This is a genomic window from Sodalis sp. RH20 (assembly GCF_047324205.1).
Taxonomy (GTDB): Bacteria; Pseudomonadota; Gammaproteobacteria; order Enterobacterales; family Enterobacteriaceae; genus Acerihabitans.
This window is the reverse complement of record NZ_CP178733.1, coordinates 3529512-3546711: the sequence shown is the minus strand read 5'-3', so window position 1 is coordinate 3546711 and position 17200 is coordinate 3529512. Positions and strand designations below refer to the sequence as shown.

15 protein-coding genes, 4 tRNA genes and 2 pseudogenes are annotated in these 17200 nt (G+C 52.8%); 17 read left to right on the top strand and 4 right to left on the bottom strand.

Annotated features, from left to right (window positions below):
• Positions 1-103 precede the first annotated feature (103 nt).
• The 4 genes and pseudogenes from ACL2XM_RS16415 to ACL2XM_RS16400 all read left to right on the top strand — a co-directional run.
• Positions 104-265 (top strand): annotated as a pseudogene (locus ACL2XM_RS16415) (integrase); the annotation flags it as partial.
• Positions 266-267: 2 nt separating this feature from the next.
• Positions 268-1439 (top strand): IS3 family transposase gene (locus ACL2XM_RS16410; protein ID WP_413733228.1). Its coding sequence is split into 2 segments (ribosomal slippage): positions 268-547 and positions 547-1439, totalling 1173 coding nucleotides; the frame shifts between segments, so codons are not numbered across the junction.
• Positions 1440-1514: 75 nt separating this feature from the next.
• On the top strand, positions 1515-1874 hold the full coding sequence (locus ACL2XM_RS16405) for a hypothetical protein (protein ID WP_413722178.1): 360 nt from the start codon (positions 1515-1517) through the stop codon (positions 1872-1874).
• Between the two features lie 2 nt (positions 1875-1876).
• Positions 1877-2227: a hypothetical protein gene (locus ACL2XM_RS16400; protein ID WP_413731252.1), complete on the top strand. Its 351-nt coding sequence runs from the start codon at positions 1877-1879 to the stop codon at positions 2225-2227.
• A gap of 66 nt (positions 2228-2293) precedes the next feature.
• Here the strand turns inward: ACL2XM_RS16400 and ACL2XM_RS16395 are convergent.
• Both ACL2XM_RS16395 and ACL2XM_RS16390 read right to left on the bottom strand, forming a co-directional pair.
• A pseudogene (locus ACL2XM_RS16395) lies at positions 2294-2909 on the bottom strand (transposase); the annotation flags it as partial.
• Between the two features lie 459 nt (positions 2910-3368).
• Entirely contained in the window at positions 3369-3857 is a 489-nt protein-coding gene (locus tag ACL2XM_RS16390; protein WP_413731250.1) for a MarR family winged helix-turn-helix transcriptional regulator, read from the bottom strand.
• Between the two features lie 147 nt (positions 3858-4004).
• On the opposite strand from ACL2XM_RS16390, the gene ACL2XM_RS16385 reads away from it, so the two are divergent.
• The 4 genes from ACL2XM_RS16385 to ACL2XM_RS16370 all read left to right on the top strand — a co-directional run bounded on the left by ACL2XM_RS16385 (position 4005) and on the right by ACL2XM_RS16370 (position 9097).
• The gene (locus ACL2XM_RS16385; protein ID WP_413730899.1) at positions 4005-4763 is read left to right on the top strand and encodes an alpha/beta hydrolase; all 759 of its coding nucleotides are present in this window, start codon (positions 4005-4007) and stop codon (positions 4761-4763) included.
• A 230-nt stretch (positions 4764-4993) separates the two neighbouring features.
• Entirely contained in the window at positions 4994-5335 is a 342-nt protein-coding gene (locus ACL2XM_RS16380; RefSeq protein WP_413730898.1) for a zinc ribbon domain-containing protein YjdM, read from the top strand.
• A 551-nt stretch (positions 5336-5886) separates the two neighbouring features.
• On the top strand, positions 5887-7263 hold the full coding sequence (locus ACL2XM_RS16375) for a hypothetical protein (protein ID WP_413730897.1): 1377 nt from the start codon (positions 5887-5889) through the stop codon (positions 7261-7263).
• An 820-nt stretch (positions 7264-8083) separates the two neighbouring features.
• The gene (locus ACL2XM_RS16370; protein ID WP_413722182.1) at positions 8084-9097 is read left to right on the top strand and encodes a hypothetical protein; all 1014 of its coding nucleotides are present in this window, start codon (positions 8084-8086) and stop codon (positions 9095-9097) included.
• 70 nt (positions 9098-9167) lie between these two features.
• On the opposite strand, the gene ACL2XM_RS16365 is transcribed toward ACL2XM_RS16370, so the two are convergent.
• Positions 9168-9827 (bottom strand): amino acid ABC transporter permease, encoded by a 660-nt coding sequence (locus ACL2XM_RS16365; protein ID WP_410016322.1) that lies wholly within the window; start codon positions 9825-9827, stop codon positions 9168-9170.
• 26 nt (positions 9828-9853) lie between these two features.
• Entirely contained in the window at positions 9854-10624 is a 771-nt protein-coding gene (locus tag ACL2XM_RS16360) for an amino acid ABC transporter substrate-binding protein (protein WP_413722183.1), read from the bottom strand.
• 288 nt (positions 10625-10912) lie between these two features.
• Here ACL2XM_RS16360 and pncC point away from each other — a divergent pair, with 288 nt between their 5' ends.
• From pncC to ACL2XM_RS16315, 9 genes are all read left to right on the top strand, one after another.
• The gene (gene pncC / locus ACL2XM_RS16355; RefSeq protein WP_413722184.1) at positions 10913-11401 is read left to right on the top strand and encodes a nicotinamide-nucleotide amidase; all 489 of its coding nucleotides are present in this window, start codon (positions 10913-10915) and stop codon (positions 11399-11401) included.
• 109 nt (positions 11402-11510) lie between these two features.
• A complete protein-coding gene (gene recA / locus ACL2XM_RS16350; RefSeq protein ID WP_410016319.1) occupies positions 11511-12581 on the top strand; it encodes a recombinase RecA in 1071 nt (356 codons plus the stop codon).
• A gap of 51 nt (positions 12582-12632) precedes the next feature.
• On the top strand, positions 12633-13124 hold the full coding sequence (locus tag ACL2XM_RS16345; RefSeq protein WP_410016318.1) for a regulatory protein RecX: 492 nt from the start codon (positions 12633-12635) through the stop codon (positions 13122-13124).
• Positions 13125-13266: 142 nt separating this feature from the next.
• Positions 13267-15894 (top strand): alanine--tRNA ligase, encoded by a 2628-nt coding sequence (gene alaS / locus ACL2XM_RS16340; protein WP_410016317.1) that lies wholly within the window; start codon positions 13267-13269, stop codon positions 15892-15894.
• Between the two features lie 250 nt (positions 15895-16144).
• Positions 16145-16330 carry a carbon storage regulator CsrA gene (gene csrA / locus ACL2XM_RS16335; RefSeq protein ID WP_132926210.1) on the top strand — a complete coding sequence of 62 codons (186 nt, stop codon included), beginning with the start codon at positions 16145-16147 and terminating at the stop codon, positions 16328-16330.
• A 275-nt stretch (positions 16331-16605) separates the two neighbouring features.
• Positions 16606-16698: transfer RNA gene (locus ACL2XM_RS16330), tRNA-Ser, on the top strand.
• Positions 16699-16710: 12 nt separating this feature from the next.
• Positions 16711-16787: transfer RNA gene (locus ACL2XM_RS16325), tRNA-Arg, on the top strand.
• A gap of 49 nt (positions 16788-16836) precedes the next feature.
• Positions 16837-16913 (top strand) — tRNA-Arg (locus ACL2XM_RS16320).
• Between the two features lie 42 nt (positions 16914-16955).
• Positions 16956-17032: transfer RNA gene (locus tag ACL2XM_RS16315), tRNA-Arg, on the top strand.
• Positions 17033-17200 lie beyond the last annotated feature (168 nt).

Sequence of the window (17200 nt, the reverse complement as noted above, 5' to 3'; positions counted from 1 at the left end):
TGTCCATTTTATTAAATTTTAAAGAGTTAGTGATATTTGTTGTTCTCATTGAGTTTCACTTTGTCTCATTGGATCTCATGAAATCCTACATTTCGTTTCATAAATGCGTAGGGAGCATGATAACGGAGTCTTTAGGGCAGGAAAACAAGAGGCAAAGCCACTGTCGTTTAAAGCGATAGAAATGATGAAGCCAGGTGACAAAGATAAAGCTGATATTGGCGAAAATCGTGGTTTACGTGTCTCCTGTGGTGCAACCGGGGTTAAGTGATCCTACCCAGATTTGACGGACATGCTGTTAAAAATAAGCTGCGCAATCAATACACGCCCGAGTTTCGCGAGCAAGCGTTGGCACTGGCCGACACCGTCGGTGTGGCTCATGGTGCCCGAGAACTTAATCTCTATGAATCACAACTTTATACGTGGCGTTCTAAAACCCGCCGGCAGAACAACAACGGTGAGCGGGAACAACAGCAACTCGCCGTGATCGCCCGCCTTAAGCGCCAACTCGCCGAGAAAGATGAGGAATTGGCTATATTCCAAAAGGCGACCATATACTTCGCCAATCGCCTGAAATGAAGTATGTGTTTATGAAAAATCATCAGGCAATATTTAGGGTAAAAAGCATGGCGCGTGTGTTGCATGCTTCTCGCAGTGGTTTCTATGCTTGGCTGGCTCGTCAAAGAGTACCGTCATCTCGCCAGCAGGCCAGGCAAACCCGCGATACCCGAGTCCTTGCTGCATTTAATCAAGCCAAACAGCGTTATGGCGCACCGAGACTCACCCTGGACTTACGCGAAGCCGGTTTTGGCTGGAATCGCAAAACAGTGGCGGACAGTCTGCGTCGCCAGGGGCTGAAGGCGCGTGCAGCACGGCGTTTTAAAGCCACGACGAATAGCAATCAAAGTCTGCCGGTGGCCCCCCACCTGTTGAATCAATGCCTTAACGCTGACATTCCGAATCAGAAATGGGTGGGTGACATTACGTACTTGTGGACAGAAGAAGGTTGGTTATATCTTTCTGTTATTATAGATCTTTATTCGCGCGCGGTAGTGGGTTGGTCCAAGTCTGAACGGATGACCGCAAAACTGGCCTGCGATGCACTGAAAATGGCGTTACAGAGAAGAAAAAAACCTCGTGGTATCATTGTCCACACTGACAGAGGCAGCCAGCATTGTTCCCGAGATTACAGTAATATCTTAAAAGACAATAAGTTAAATCCAAGTGTGAGCGCTAAAGGTTGTTGTTATGATAATGCCTGCGCTGAAAGCTTTTTCCATAGCCTGAAGGTTGAGCTGAGCCACGGAGAATATTTTGCCAGCAGACAGGAAATGAAAGACGCGGTGTTCAGTTACATTGAAATTGACTATAACCGCTACCGTCGGCACAGTGCCAATGGTGGGCTAAGCCCGGAACAATATGAACGAAAGAATCTCGCTTAGGGCTGTGTCCGTTATTGCTGGGTAGGATCAGAATTACTGGAACTCATTTTTGCGACAAGCACATAAGGAATTGTCATGCTCAAGAAACTCGCGGTTATCGTCTGCATGTTTAGCTTAACGGGTTGTGTGGTCGCCGATATGGATTCCAGCAATTATACAAGCGTCCCTTATGTGCAGATCTTTCAGAAAAAAGGGCAGCACGGTCATACCGATCGTGCGCAGCGAACTCGGGATCTTCATGCCTGTGGCGTGCCTGAAAACGAAAACCCTGACTCGCCTCGCTGGCAACGTGTTGGCGTCGCGCCGGGGCAAACCGTGGATCAGGCATTAGCCCGAGCGCATAAACTTGAACAATGTATGCGCGATAAAGGGTATGACACGCTTGAATTTTCAGAGTGCGGTCCGCTAAAGGCCCCGACAGGAAAATGTAATTAACCATGCTGAATAAAGCCGTACTGTTTTTCTGCGCTCTGCTCACTGGTTGCGTGGTCGCCGATATGGATTCCAGCAATTACACCTATTTCCCGTATGCACATACCATTCAGAAACCGGGCCAGCTCGGGCATACAGACGTTGCGCAGCGTACACGGGATCTCTACAGCTGCGGGCTGGATAAAAATATTGCGCCGGATTATTTTAGCCGGAATTATGTTCATCCTGGAGAAAGTCTTGAGCAGCATAAAAATCGTATCGGGAAAATAGAAAGTTGTATGCAGAGAAAAGGTTACATATTGCTTGACTACGGTGAATGCGGTCCGCTGAAAGCCCCGACAGGAAAATGTAATTAACGCTTCGTCTCTATTGATCGCGCTTTTCTGGCCCAACTCCACCGTTGGGCCAGATTATCAGCCTATCGCCTTCGTGAGGATATCCCGTTCCAGCTGTAACCGCTGTACTTGCTGTTTAAGCTGAGTAATTTCATCGAACAGAGCATCGCGCGTATCCTCAGGCGAAGCCACGTTACGTTTGCGCATGGATTGATATGCCTCGTCACCAAGCATTTCATCCTTCCATTTGTACAATACCTGCCGGCTGACGCCAAGCTTCTGTGTGATGACCCGCGCCGGGATGCGGCGCATGCACCGGTCCCTGACGGCCTGCCGCCTCTGTTCGGGCTCAAAAGTAATGTTATGCTTTTGGTACTCGTAATCATCCGGAGCCTGCCGGGATGCAACTCGTCAATCCAGCGCACCAGAAGCTCACTGCAAGGGTATCCCAGTGTCCTGCAAGTAAATGCTAAACAACAACCGTGGGTCAGATAGTGCTCTACTGCAGCCTGTTTTTGCTCGGTCGTATAGCGGGGCACCCGCCACTTTTTCCAGTTAATTCTCCTGAGAATTCCCATGCACGAACCCAGCGAATAAGGTTTTTACGAGACGGATACCCCAGCTCGCGAACAACCGGCGACGCTTTTCTGCCATATTTGACATAGAGTTCAACAGCACGGATACGCTCTTCGAACGAATACATGGACTACCTCCAAAGCAGTCCAAGTTTTCGTCCGCACTCCCGGTGGTCATAATTACATCGGTAGCGACACATAGAAATCCCCTCTGTATTCAGATTAGGAGAAAATTCTACTTATGCATGCACTGGTTTTTCGGGGGGATTACCATGGTTGTTCTCATGAATTATCACTCTATCCCAAGGAAAATCGCTACATCTTACATTCAGGTGCAGCGCCCATGATAACGGAGTCTCCATGGCAGGGAAACCAGCGGGAATGCCCTATCGTCAAAACCGGCAACGTCCCGCACGTCACCCGACCGTGGTGTGCATCCAGCCCGGTGAGTTGCGGCAGCGTCGCCGGCAGGGGCTCTGTGCCGCCGCCGGGCTGAAACCGAAAAATAGCCCAGGTAAAAAGCCCGTGCTTTAAGCGACGGCGTCCCAGGGAGGCGATGGCACCCCCTACACCGGATAGCGCGCCGTTCAGGCCGGTTTTTTCGCGCCGTGCCGGCTGACGATATTTTCCCGCAGCCTATTAATTTCCTGATTGAGCCTCTGCAACTGGGCAAGCTCCATATCGGCGTTGCAAAACAGCGCCTCGGACAGGCACGATGACGCCTCTTCCAGCCGTTGTCCTTTGTCGGTGATGGAGATCATGACCTGCCGCTCGTCCTCGGGATTGCGCACGCGTTCGATAAATCCCTCCGTTTCCAGCCGTTTTAGCAGTGGCGTCAGTGTACTGGTTTCCAGCCCCAGCGCGTCGCCAATGCTGCCGATGGATTGTTTGCCCTGTTCCCACAAGACATTCAGCACCAGATACTGCGGATAGGTCACGCCCATGGCGTCAAGCATCGGTTTATAAAGCCGCTTGATGGCGATGGAGGTGGAGTAAATGGCATAGCAAAGCTGCTCCGCCAGACGGGGACGATGTACCACGGCATGCTCCTTAAGCACCAGTCTGAACAGTATCATACCACCGTTAATCGCTTATTAGCTATCGCGATAACAAATAGCTTGACATCAAAGGGTGTGCTGCTAATGTTAATAGCATATTACTTATCGCGATAATTGTTATTGAGATAATTAATATCCACACCAACTATCAACGAGGAAAACTTTATGCTGAAGAAAACGCTGACACGTCTGGCCGCCGTCATGGCATTGTCTTTCGCCGCCCTGGGCACCGCGCTGGCAAGTCCCGTTAAAAATATTGTCCTGGTCCATGGCGCTTTTGCCGATGGTTCCGGTTGGCAAGAGGTGACCCGCATCCTGGACAAGGCCGGCTATCATGTTGCCATTGTGCAGGAGCCGCAAACGTCTTTGGCCGACGACGTCGCGGCCACCCGCCGGATTCTCGGCCAGCAACAGGGCAAATCGCTGCTGGTCGGGCACAGCTATGGCGGCTTTATTATCAGCGAAGCCGGCCAGGATCCTTCCGTTGCCGGTCTGGTGTACATTGCCGCTCTACAGCCTGAAAAAGGGGAAACGCTTGCCGGTCTGTCAGGCAAAATCCCTCCGGCCACGAAAGGCATCGCCGAAACCGCCGACCATTTCCTCTACCTGAAACCCGAGCTTTATCACGCCGATTTCGCAGCCGATCTGCCGGTGGGCCAGGCCAGCTTTATGGCACGCTCCCAGGTCATGCCCGCCGCCGCTATTTTCACCACGCCTGCGGCGGAACCGGCCTGGAAAACCAAACCCAGCTGGGCGTTGGTCGCGACGCAGGACCGGGCCATTAATCCGGATCTGGAACGGTTCATGGCCAAACGCGCGCAAAGCCATGTCGTTGAAGTTAAGGCCAGCCATGCGGTCTTCGCCTCACAGCCGCGGCAGGTCGCGGCGCTGATTGAGAAGGCCGCGCAAAGCCTGTCCGAGTAACGCCGACCGATAACGTCACCGCAAATCCAAGCCATTATCCCGGCGGTAAACGGGAAATGGCTTCAACCCCACTGAGTGAAATGCCAAGGCAACACGGATAACCACCGTCGCCATCCGCCAGGCCATGCTGTTCTCCGGCCCGGTAAACAAGGTAGAATCCCCGCGTGCCGTCATGGTGACGGCTAATCAGCCAGAGTTTATCTCGTTATTGTTCTTATTAAGGAGTTAAAGTGAATCAATTACCCCATTGCCCCCAATGCGGATCCGCCTTCACCTGGCAGGACGCGGAGCACTACAACTGTCCGGAATGCGGGCATGAATGGTCGGCAACGGCGGATGCGACTGCCGCCCGGGAAGGGTTGATCGTTAAGGATGCCAACGGCAACCTGCTGGCGGACGGCGACACGGTTACCGTTATAAAAGATTTAAAGGTGAAAGGCAGCGCCTCGTCGCTGAAAATCGGCACAAAAGTAAAAGGCATTCGACTGGTTGAAGGCGATCATAATATTGATTGCAAAATCGACGGCTTCGGTGCGATGAAGCTGAAATCGGAATTTGTCAAAAAAAGCTGAACGGCAACCGGCGGTTATCCCTGGTTTGCGCCAGTATCAGGGATGGACGGGACTTTGATGGTAAACGAGACGATACCTGGGGCGGCGGCTCGGGTTGTTGCCCGTGACCTCACATCGCGGGTAAAAATCGCCTGCATGTCCCCTGTGCAGTGCATGCTATATCTTAAGATTAATTATTATTTATTTTAAATTACATTCATACCAACTGAAATATATATCTCTGTTCAGGTACATAAGTTATTTCAAGGCAAAAAAGTTTAATTGCATGACAAAAATTAAATCCCACGCCATGATACGCATCGCCCAGACGGGCATGGCCGATATATAATTTCAGGATCTGCCTTTTGCGGACATGATATGTGGAATAAAATAGTATGTTACCTTGCTATCAGATAAATACAGCAGGTTATGGCGCACTGCCTATAAAAGAAGACACGGATGAGGATAAGGTTGATAGCCGGTTTCAGGACAATTCCCATGCGTCACATGCGCTAGAACAATCCCTAAAGTTACAGCAAGACCTCGCCGGTATAGAGGTTGCCACCGAACCATTGATAAAACATGCAACCAGTATTTGCCGCCAGCTGGATGCATTGGCGGGCGATTTATTAGCGACGCTGAAGGCCGATGAATTACCGGACGCGGAACGTATGCTGGATAGCGTAACGACTCTGCTTGAAAAGGGAGGAGACATTACGTTATCCACCTGCCCGGGCACGGCGGAGCATCAACTGGCGCTGCATCTTCGCCATGAGCTGCGTCAGCATCCCGGGGCGACGTTTTATGACCGCGGGCGTGTAATGATTGATTTTATCGGCGCCGTCATGAGCAATGATTATACCATTGTGACCGGTACCGGTGCGCGTCGCATCGCTAATGTTATTACCGTGGCGACGCGCACCGGCACTATTGTTGCTTTTACTACCCTGCTGCGGCAAATGGTCGGTTTTGCTGTGGAAAAGAATTTCTTCTTGCTGGGCGCGACAGCCTCGTTACCGCCACGCCTGGTCGCGGGCATTGTCTCGATGTTGTTGGGACCCGCGCTTAACCTGGCCGGCGCGGTGCGTGATGAAAGGAACGGCACCGCCACCATCGTCTCGCGCGCCTCCCGTATTGCCATGGGATTATTAAGCTCCGGCGCGCTGATGCTGGTGGCAAGCAACCGGCCAGGTTTTACTCTTGGAACGCTGATGGGATCCGTGGGGGCGCAGACGCTGACCTATACCTTGATGCGGGATCTGCTTCAACTGTTTTTTCCCTTGCACGATAATGGCGGTCTGAATGCCGGCGGCCTTATCTGTTCCAGCCTGTTTTACGGCCTGGCGCAGGGGGGGCTGGGCGTCGCCATGACGGGGCTCGCACCGCATTCGGGCGCCGGCTATGTCATGGATGAAGCCGAACGGATCACCAAACAGATGATGGATTGGGCTTCCGCCGCCAGTGCGGCCGCGGTGGTTATACAGCCGAATATTGTCCATGACCTCCTGCGCGGCGCGTTGAATGCCCTAACCGAGGTATTTGACGATCTGCAGCGCCCGGCGCTGATGCGCTGGTTCGCCGCTACGCCGGCAACGCCACTGCTTCGTCGTCGCACCGGCCATTCTTGCGCCCCCAATACACCGACGTCGCGCCTAGAAGGGGTACGCATCGGGCTAAGCCGGCCGCGCATCGGCAACGGCCACTGGCCGACCGCCGGGCAGGCCGCAGAACAATTTCTCACCACCAATGCCATGCGTACCTCCTTCTTTACCGCAGTGACCAGCATCGCCCTGACGGCGGCCTCGGTATTGGGTACCACCCGTTTGACCAATACCGATCAGCTTTTGGTGGTCAATACGCTTATCGCCGCCGTGGTGATGGTGGGCTATCCGGCTTTTATCGCGGCCCATGATAAGCCAGAGGCAACACCTGCCGCCGCGAAGGTGTGAGCAAGGCTAATGTGTTCTTTTGAAAGACGTCGATGTCTGCCCATCCGCTGGCACCGGCCAATCGGCTTTCTCCCGCTGTTGCGACGCGCTGGCTTTCAGCGACGATAGCGCTAATGGTTAAAAAAAAAAGCATAAATCTTAACAGTTATAACGTCTCTGCCGGTACAGGACGGGCTGCTATGGTAAATGAACAGTCCGTTCCCCTTCGACCTGGCGCCGCTTGGTTAAAATACTATAATTTTTTTCAATAAACTGATATTAAAAGACTTAATGTAAGTTACTTGCATAGCCATTTGATTAAATTTATTCATCATTTTTTTGATGGAAAAGTTTGAATGGTCCGTTTATGGTTATCTGACAACCTCCGGAAAATAATGACCGGCCCTATTTTTTGATATTCACTGTCCGCTGGAGAATGCCATGGGGTAATATTAATACAGATACAGGCATCCAGCTTGATGCGGCGCGCTGATTAGCCACAAAAGCAAGTTGCATTAATTGATACACCAAAATATGTCGCAGCAGCGTGAGAGGCAATCATCCCTGGATTTTTTGCCGGTCACACCTGTGCCATCGGATAATATCGATCGCGGAAATGTGATGTGAACAGACGTTTTGCCGCCCGGTGGAGTCGATATGCCCATGGCGAAAGTAGTGCGAGTAAAAATTGATGCGCCCTTTGTTATATATTTTCTGATTTGGCAAAATACGCATTTGACAGGCACGCGAAGACTATAATACAACCTATAAATATTGTTGATTTATCATCAGAAAGGGATGATCGGTCATGGCTATTTATTAACTGTTGCTGGGGTGGGGCATGGACGGATCATTGATTTTCTGTCAAGACGCTATTTTGAGATTTCGTTCGGATTATGATGATTTGACGGCTATCCCATTGTTGTCTTTACAGTCGTGCCTGGAGGAAAATGATCCCTTTTTCTTGCTAAAATTTTTTCGTCATCCGGTTATCATTGAGCAAGATACCACTTTATCCCATATGATGCTGGCTATTGAGCCTTGGGCGATAATGTTAGGCATCTATCTTGATATAGACGTTATGGCCTATATTGATGAAGTGAGAAAACCCTCCCAGGCGCAATCCATATTTGACTGGATCGGCCTGCAAAAAGTGACATCGATTCATCGCGCTTATCAGCACCAAGACAGTAAGCCCGGTGACGTTTTTCCAACCTATTCAAACCGCGAACGCATTCCCACCAAGCGGTTTGATATTGAAGTCAACTACAGCGCCAATGGTTATAAAAATAATGATAAAGAGCATTATAGTATCAGCGGCGATATCCATACCATCAAAAACGTACCTGTGGTGGTAAGCGACAGACAAGTCTTGGCCAGCTATGGTTATGAAAATGACAATCTCATGAATCGGGAATATGCAGGAGTGTCGGTTAATAATAAAATAAGATATATCCAGGGAGAAATGAATTTTTGTTTTTATGAGGTGATGGAAGCATTATTCAGTGATGGACTATTCTATTCATCCCCGCAGGCCGCAAATGCTAATCTGGCGATGATAAAAAAAATGGCGGAAATGCTGGACAGTAACGAACCCGATGGCCTGGAAGAACATGCCGATGAGAATTCAGATAATACTGACAACGTCTATACCGATAAAAAAATAGCCATCTCTATTGCGGAAGGCGTGCTGGATCCGCTGATCGACCATATCGAAGCAGAAAAAATGTATTGGCGCTACATAAAATCATTGTGTGATTCCAATAGCGAGCGGCCGGTAAGAATCGGCCGTATTGAGGAAGCCAGATTGCCGGAATATCGCTTTTCCAACTTTATCATGGAGGATGTCGATTGAGGCTATCGCGGCGTTGCGTATTCCAGCTTAAAAATATTGACGCCAGTGACGGCGTCAATACACAACAACTTTATTCGTAACGTCGGAAATAGACTTCCAGCCTGGCCTGTAGTTTGCTGAGCACGGTGCTGAACATGAGGTAAATAAATGCTGCCTCAATATACAGTATCAGGGGTTCATAAGTGACGGACACGATACGCTGCGCCGCCAGGAACATTTCCGGCACGGTGATCACCGCCGCCAATGAAGTATCCTTGATCAGCGAAATAAAGGAGTTGGCCAGCGGCGGCAGCGACACAAATACCGACTGCGGCAAGATTACGCGGCGCATGGCCTGGTTGCTGCTCATGCCGATGGCGTAGGCCGCTTCCCATTGTACCTTGGGGACCGACAGTATGGCGCCGCGGATAATTTCCGAGCTATAGGCGCCGACGCTGAGGATAAACCCTATCAGCGCAGCCGGAAAAGCGTCCAGGGTGATGCCGGCGCTGGGCAAACCATAAAAAATCAGGAATAACTGCACCAACAGCGGCGTACCGCGTATCACCCAGACATAAAAGTCCATTATCCCTTTTAGCGGCTGCGGACCGTACAGGCGGATCAGCGCCACCACGAAACCCACCGCCAGCCCGCCGATAAAGGAAAGTATCGCCAGCGGCAAGGTAAACATGACTCCAGCGGCGAACAATCGCCAGAAGGAGTCCAACATCAGTTGTAGCCACGGCGGCATCTGCTAGAACTCCTGCTGCAAAAACATTATTGAGAAATGTCCTGACCGAAGTAACGAATGGCGATGGTTTTATAGGTGCCGTCCGCTTTGACTTCATCCAGCGCGGTATTCAGCGCTTTCACCAGATCGGGCTGATTTTTGCGGATCAGGATGCCTGAAGGGGCGTTGGCGTCCTGGGTGGCGACGATTTTCAGCGGCGCGTCCGGTTTGTGTTTTTTGAAGTCCAGGAAGGACAGGTTATCGTTAAGCGTTGCGGTCGCGCGGCGGCTCAATACCAAATCCAGCGACTGGTTAAAACCGTCGGTGGGCACCAGCTCGGCACCGTACTTGGTGGCCACCTGGGAATAATTACTGGTCAGGCTTTGGGCGGCTTTCTGGCCTTTGAGGTCGTCGAAACTCTTGATGGTCGTATTGTCGTCACGCACGATCAGCACGACTTTCGAGTCGATGTAGGGCTTGGAAAAATCATATTTCGCCTGGCGTTCAGGCGTAATGCCCACCTGGTTTATCACGGCGTCATAACGCTTGGCGTCCAGGCCGGCGATCAGGCCGTCCCAGCGTCCTTCGATAAACTTCGCCTTAACGCCGAGTTTCGCGGCGACCGCCCGGCCGAGATCAACGTCAAATCCCACCAGCTTATCGCTGCTATCATGGTAGGTATAAGGCGCGTAGGTGCCTTCGGTGCCGAAGGTGATGGTGCCGGCGGCTTTAATCGCCGCGAGGCCGTCTTCCGCCTGCGCCTGTACTGCGGTGACAAGCAGCGAACCGACTAAAAGTGCTAATGTCGTTTTTTTCATCGTTATTCCTGAAGTGACAAGGTTAAGGGCGCGCAACGCGCGCATGCCTGAAGATGTCGGGAATGCTAATCCACTTTGGATCTTCCAATAAATGTTATTAAGTAATTAGAAAGTACATAAAATTATAACAGATAGTTTAATAAGAACTTTAGTGCATCAATACAGTGGTTACAAGCGAAAAATGCGGCCTCCGTAACCCGGCCGGTTCAGGTTATACTCAATGGCAACGATAGCCGCGACGGCGGACCTTTTCCCGTTTGACACCTCTGTTATCAGGATGGGAGTATCATGAACGACAGCGATCTTTTAATGCTCAGCACCCGGATTGGGGCGGCGCTGAAACAGACCGGCAGTGTTATCACCTGCGCCGAGTCCTGCACCGGCGGGTGGGTGGCCAAGGTCCTCACCGACGTCGCCGGCAGTTCAGGCTGGTTCGAGCGCGGGTTTGTCACTTACAGTAACCAGGCCAAATCCGAGATGCTGGGCGTCAAGGTCAGTACCCTCGAACAGCATGGCGCGGTCAGCGATCCGGTGGTATTGGAAATGGCCCGTGGCGCGCTGGCGGCGGCGGGGGCGGATTACGCCGTAGCCATTAGCGGTATCGCGGGGCCGGACGGAGGAACGCTGGAGAAGCCGGTCGGCACCGTGTGGTTTGGTTTTGCCGGCCGGCACCGGACGGTGTTCTCGCAGTTGATGCATTTTGACGGTGATCGGGATGCGGTGCGGCGTCAGGCGGTACATTTCGCGTTAAAAACCGTCATAGACACATTTCTCTGAAAATGTACTTGATACTGTATGATTGTACAGTATAATTGGCATCAGTATCGGCATAGATGTTTGGCGAAAAGAGGGTAGCGATGTAGCTCCCTGCTTGATAGGAGTTGAAATGGCTATTGATGAGAATAAACAAAAGGCGTTAGCAGCAGCGTTAAGCCAGATTGAAAAACAGTTTGGCAAGGGCTCTATCATGCGCCTGGGTGAAGATCGTTCAATGGATGTTGAAACAATCTCCACTGGTTCTCTTTCCCTTGATATTGCACTGGGCGCCGGCGGCTTGCCCATGGGACGCATCGTTGAAATCTATGGGCCGGAATCGTCGGGTAAAACCACCCTGACCCTGCAGGTGATTGCCTCCGCGCAGCGTGAAGGTAAAACCTGCGCGTTTATCGATGCCGAGCACGCCCTTGATCCTATCTACGCAAAAAAACTTGGCGTGGATATCGACAACCTGCTGTGTTCGCAGCCCGACACCGGCGAACAGGCCCTGGAAATCTGCGACGCCCTGACCCGTTCCGGCGCGGTTGACGTTATCATCGTCGACTCCGTGGCGGCGCTGACCCCGAAAGCTGAAATCGAAGGCGAAATCGGCGACTCGCACATGGGGCTTGCGGCACGTATGATGAGCCAGGCCATGCGTAAACTGGCGGGTAACCTGAAAAACGCCAATACGCTGTTGATATTTATCAACCAGATTCGCATGAAGATCGGCGTCATGTTCGGTAACCCGGAAACCACCACCGGCGGTAACGCGCTGAAATTCTACGCTTCGGTACGTCTAGACATACGCCGCATCGGCTCCGTCAAAGAAGGCGAAGTGGTGGTGGGCAGCGAAACACGCGTTAAAGTGGTGAAGAACAAAGTCGCCGCGCCGTTTAAGCAGGCTGAATTCCAAATCCTCTATGGCGAGGGTATCAATATCCGCGGTGAACTGGTGGACTTGGGCGTTAAGCACAAACTCATCGAAAAAGCCGGGGCATGGTATAGCTACAACGGTGAAAAAATCGGTCAGGGCAAGGCCAATGCCTGCGTGTTCCTGAAGGAGCGCCCGGAAATTGCGGCGGAGCTGGATAAAAAACTGCGTGATATGCTGTTAAACAGCCCTGAAACGACCAGTTTTGCCGGCGAAAGCGACGATATTGATGAAAGCGCGGCCCGTGAGAGCAGTGAAGAGGCATAATACCGCCCGGGCAGGGGACCGGGGGCGGTTTGTCCCCTGGGTCGCCGGCCTATGAGCACATTGCTCGATCGCGCCTTACGTTTGCTCACGCTGCGCGATCACAGCGAAGCGGAGCTGCGTCGTAAACTGGCGACGCAGCCGGCCGCCAGGCAGAGATTCAAAGCAAGAGCGGTCGTTAAGGCGGCGGATGCGCTGGAGATCACAGAAGACGATATTCAGGAAGTTATTGACTATTGCCTGCAAAATGACTGGCTGGACGATGCCCGTTTCGCCCTGCGTTATGTGAACAGTCGCAGCAAAAGAGGCTATGGCGAACAAAAGATCCGCATGGAACTGTTGCAAAAGGGAATAGACAGGGAAATCATAGATAACGCCTTTACCGAAGCACAAATCGATCGGTCGGCGCAGGCGCAGGATGTTGCCTGGAAAAAATTCGGCCAACCGCTTCCCCCCGATCGGGAGGCCCGGGCCAAAGTGCAGCGTTACCTTCTTTCCCGCGGTTTTTCCTACGATGAGATTCGATCAATTTATATAAATTTTTAATTTGATGGCCTGTGGGATTTTACTTCCCCTCCAAGAAAATTTATCTTATTCCCACTTTTGAGTTCGTGAACGCTACTGTAGCGCCCCAATACTGCGCTATTCTGTTTCCGATCCGTTCGTTTAGCTTGATTCCAGGACAACTATGAGCAAGAGCACCGCTGAGATCCGTCAAGCGTTTCTCGATTTTTTCCATAGCAAAGGCCACCAGGTAGTTGCAAGTAGCTCCCTGGTGCCAGATAACGATCCGACATTGCTTTTTACCAATGCCGGCATGAACCAATTCAAGGATGTTTTCCTCGGGCTGGATAAACGCCAATACCGGCGTGCCACCACATCCCAGCGCTGCGTGCGCGCGGGCGGTAAACATAACGACCTGGAAAATGTCGGGTATACCGCGCGCCACCATACCTTTTTTGAGATGCTGGGTAATTTCAGCTTCGGCGACTACTTCAAGCAGGACGCCATCAACTTTGCGTGGGAACTCCTTACCGGCGCCGCCTGGTTCAACCTGCCGAAGGAAAAGCTCTGGGTGACCGTCTATGCCACCGACGACGAGGCCTATAACATTTGGGCGCGGGACGTCGGCGTGCCAGAAGAACGCATTATCCGCATTGGCGACAATAAAGGCGGCGCCTATGCGTCGGATAACTTCTGGCAGATGGGCGATACCGGTCCCTGCGGCCCGTGCTCGGAAATTTTCTACGATCATGGCGATCATATCTGGGGCGGTCCTCCGGGAAGCCCGGAGGAAGACGGCGATCGGTACATTGAAATCTGGAATTTAGTGTTTATGCAGTTTAACCGTCAATCAGACGGTACCATGCTGCCGCTGCCCAAGCCCTCGGTGGATACCGGCATGGGACTGGAGCGCATATCCGCGGTGCTGCAACACGTTAACTCGAATTATGACATCGACCTGTTCCGTACGCTTATCGAGGCGGTGGCGCAGGTGACCGGTTGCGCCGACCTGGGCAGCAAATCGTTACGCGTGATCGCCGACCATATCCGCTCCTGCGCCTTCCTGATTGCTGACGGCGTGGTGCCGTCCAACGAAGGCCGCGGCTATGTCCTGCGGCGCATCATCCGCCGCGCCGTACGGCATGGCAACATGCTGGGCGCCGGGGATGCCTTCTTCCATCGGCTGGTTGCGCCGCTGATTGACGTGATGGGTCCGGCCGCCGCGGAGTTGAAACAGCAGCAGGCAAGGGTTGAGCAGGTGCTGCAAACCGAGGAAGAACAATTCGCCCGTACGCTGGAGCGCGGCCTGGCCTTGCTGGACGAGGAACTGGGCAAGCTTAAGGGCGATACCCTGGACGGTGAAACCGCCTTTCGCCTGTATGATACCTATGGTTTCCCGCTGGACCTGACCGCCGATGTCTGTCGTGAGCGGCAACTGAAGGTGGACGAAGAGGGTTTTGAGCGGGCTATGGATGCGCAGCGCCGCCGCGCCCGCGAGTCCAGCGGTTTCGGCGCCGACTACAACAGCATGCTGCGCGTGGATAAAGCCACCCGGTTCTTCGGTTATGACGAAGCGCAGCATACCGGCACCGTGGTCGCGTTGTTTCGCAACGGTGAGCCGGTGCAGTCCATTCGCCAGGGTGACGACGCCGTCGTGGTCCTGGACGAAACGCCGTTTTATGGCGAATCCGGCGGCCAGGTGGGCGACAAGGGCGAGCTGAAGGCCACGCAGGGGCTGTTTACGGTCGACGATACGCAAAAGTACGGCCAGGCGTTCGGGCACGTCGGCCGGCTGGCCATGGGCGAACTCAAGGTCGGGGATGCGGTGAGCGCCAGCGTGGACGAAGCGCGCCGCTCCCGTATTCGCCTTAACCATTCCGCCACCCACTTGTTGCACGCGGCGCTACGGCAGGTGCTGGGCTCCCATGTGGCGCAAAAAGGCTCTCTGGTCAACGATCAATACCTGCGTTTCGATTTCTCCCACTTTGAAGCGATGAAACCCCAGCAGATCCGTGCCGTGGAGGATATCGTCAACCAGCAAATCCGCCGGAACCTGCCCATCGAGACCGAGATCATGGATCTGGAGGCCGCGCGCGGCACCGGGGCCATGGCGCTTTTCGGCGAGAAGTACGACGCCAAGGTACGGGTGCTGCGCATGGGTGATTTCTCCACCGAACTGTGCGGCGGTATCCATGCCAGCCGCACCGGGGATATCGGCCTGTTCCGCATCATCTCCGAATCCGGCACCGCGGCCGGCATCCGCCGCATTGAAGCCGTGACCGGCGAAGGGGCTTTAGCCAGCCTGCATCAGCAAAGCGATTTGATTCATGGCATCGCCCAGTTGGTCAAAGGGGATAACCAAAGTCTGGCGGATAAGGTAAAAGCCCTGATCGAGCGCTCCCGGCAGTTGGAGAAAGAGATCCAGCAGCTCAAAAGCCAGCAGGCGGCGCAGGAAAGTTCGGCGCTGTCCGGCAACGTTAAGCTGGTTAACGGCGTGAAGCTGCTGGTCAGCAAACTGGATAACGTTGAACCCAAGATGCTGCGCACCATGGTGGATGATCTGAAAAACCAGCTGGGGTCGGCGGTGATTGTGCTGGCGACCGTCGCCGATGATAAAGTCAGCCTGATCGCGGGCGTCACCAAAGACTTAACCGACCGCGTTAAGGCCGGCGACCTTATCGGCCAGCTGGCCCAGCAGGTGGGCGGCAAAGGCGGCGGCCGGCCTGATATGGCCCAGGCCGGCGGTACCGACGTCCAGGCGCTGCCCGCGGCATTGGCCGGCGTAGAGGCCTGGCTGGCGACTAAAATCTAAAGCGGATAAGAATACGTTATGATAAACGCCATAGCTTTCTGTTAAGTTATGGCGTTTGGATTCGTATTATCCGCTGAGTCAAAAGTTAGGCGCGAAGCTGGTCATATCGACTAAACTTATACCAGATGTTGAAAGTCGTCAGCCTGCTGGCATTTTATGTCGCTTACATGACTTACGTTTTCACGGTATATGATGGATAATGGCGGGAAACTGAGAGACCCGACTCTTTTAATCTTTCAAGGAGCAAAGAATGCTTATTCTGACTCGTCGAGTTGGTGAAACCCTCATGATTGGCGATGAGGTAACGGTTACGGTTTTAGGAGTCAAGGGCAACCAGGTACGTATCGGTGTCAATGCGCCTAAAGAAGTCTCTGTTCACCGTGAAGAAATATACCAGCGTATCCAGGCTGAAAAATCACAACAGAATCCCTTCTGATCTTTTCAGGCGCCTTGCTTGCGCGGGGCGCTAATCTCTCCTTTCCTGCTGTAAAATCATTTAATTTTTACTGATTATTTCTACATAAAATCTTTACCAACAGCTTGCATTTTCCCGGATAAGGGCGGTGCCGGGCGTTATTGTGCTGTCAATCTGGTCAAGTTGCATGGCTTTTGCGCAAACGCTCGCCAGACGGGAAAAATTGTTTGACTTATCAGGCCGGGAAAGTAATATGTGCGCCACGCAGTGCCGATGAGCTTTAACATCGGCGCGTAGGTGAGGTGGCCGAGAGGCTGAAGGCGCTCCCCTGCTAAGGGAGTATACGGTCAAAAGCTGTATCGAGGGTTCGAATCCCTCCCTCACCGCCATTATTTAAGAATGCATCCATAGCTCAGCTGGATAGAGTACTCGGCTACGAACCGAGCGGTCGGAGGTTCGAATCCTCCTGGATGCACCATTAATTGACCTGTTGCACGGTCAGGAAAAATCAGTTTTGTTACTACAATGCATCCATAGCTCAGCTGGATAGAGTACTCGGCTACGAACCGAGCGGTCGGAGGTTCGAATCCTCCTGGATGCACCATTTTTTATATTTAGACCCTCTGCTTTACGGCTTATCTTATTTGCATCCATAGCTCAGCTGGATAGAGTACTCGGCTACGAACCGAGCGGTCGGAGGTTCGAATCCTCCTGGATGCACCATGTCGGTGCTTCTGTTGTTGCCAGCGCTGCTCGCGCATTGTCTACGGCCTCGACGTTTTCCCCCTCTCTTTGTTATTTGCCTGGCCTGCTTTCCCTGCGGCGTACCGGTGATATTCCTAATTTAACGCGTGCCACTCTTTCCCCCTACGGCATTCGCCCCCGGTCCGG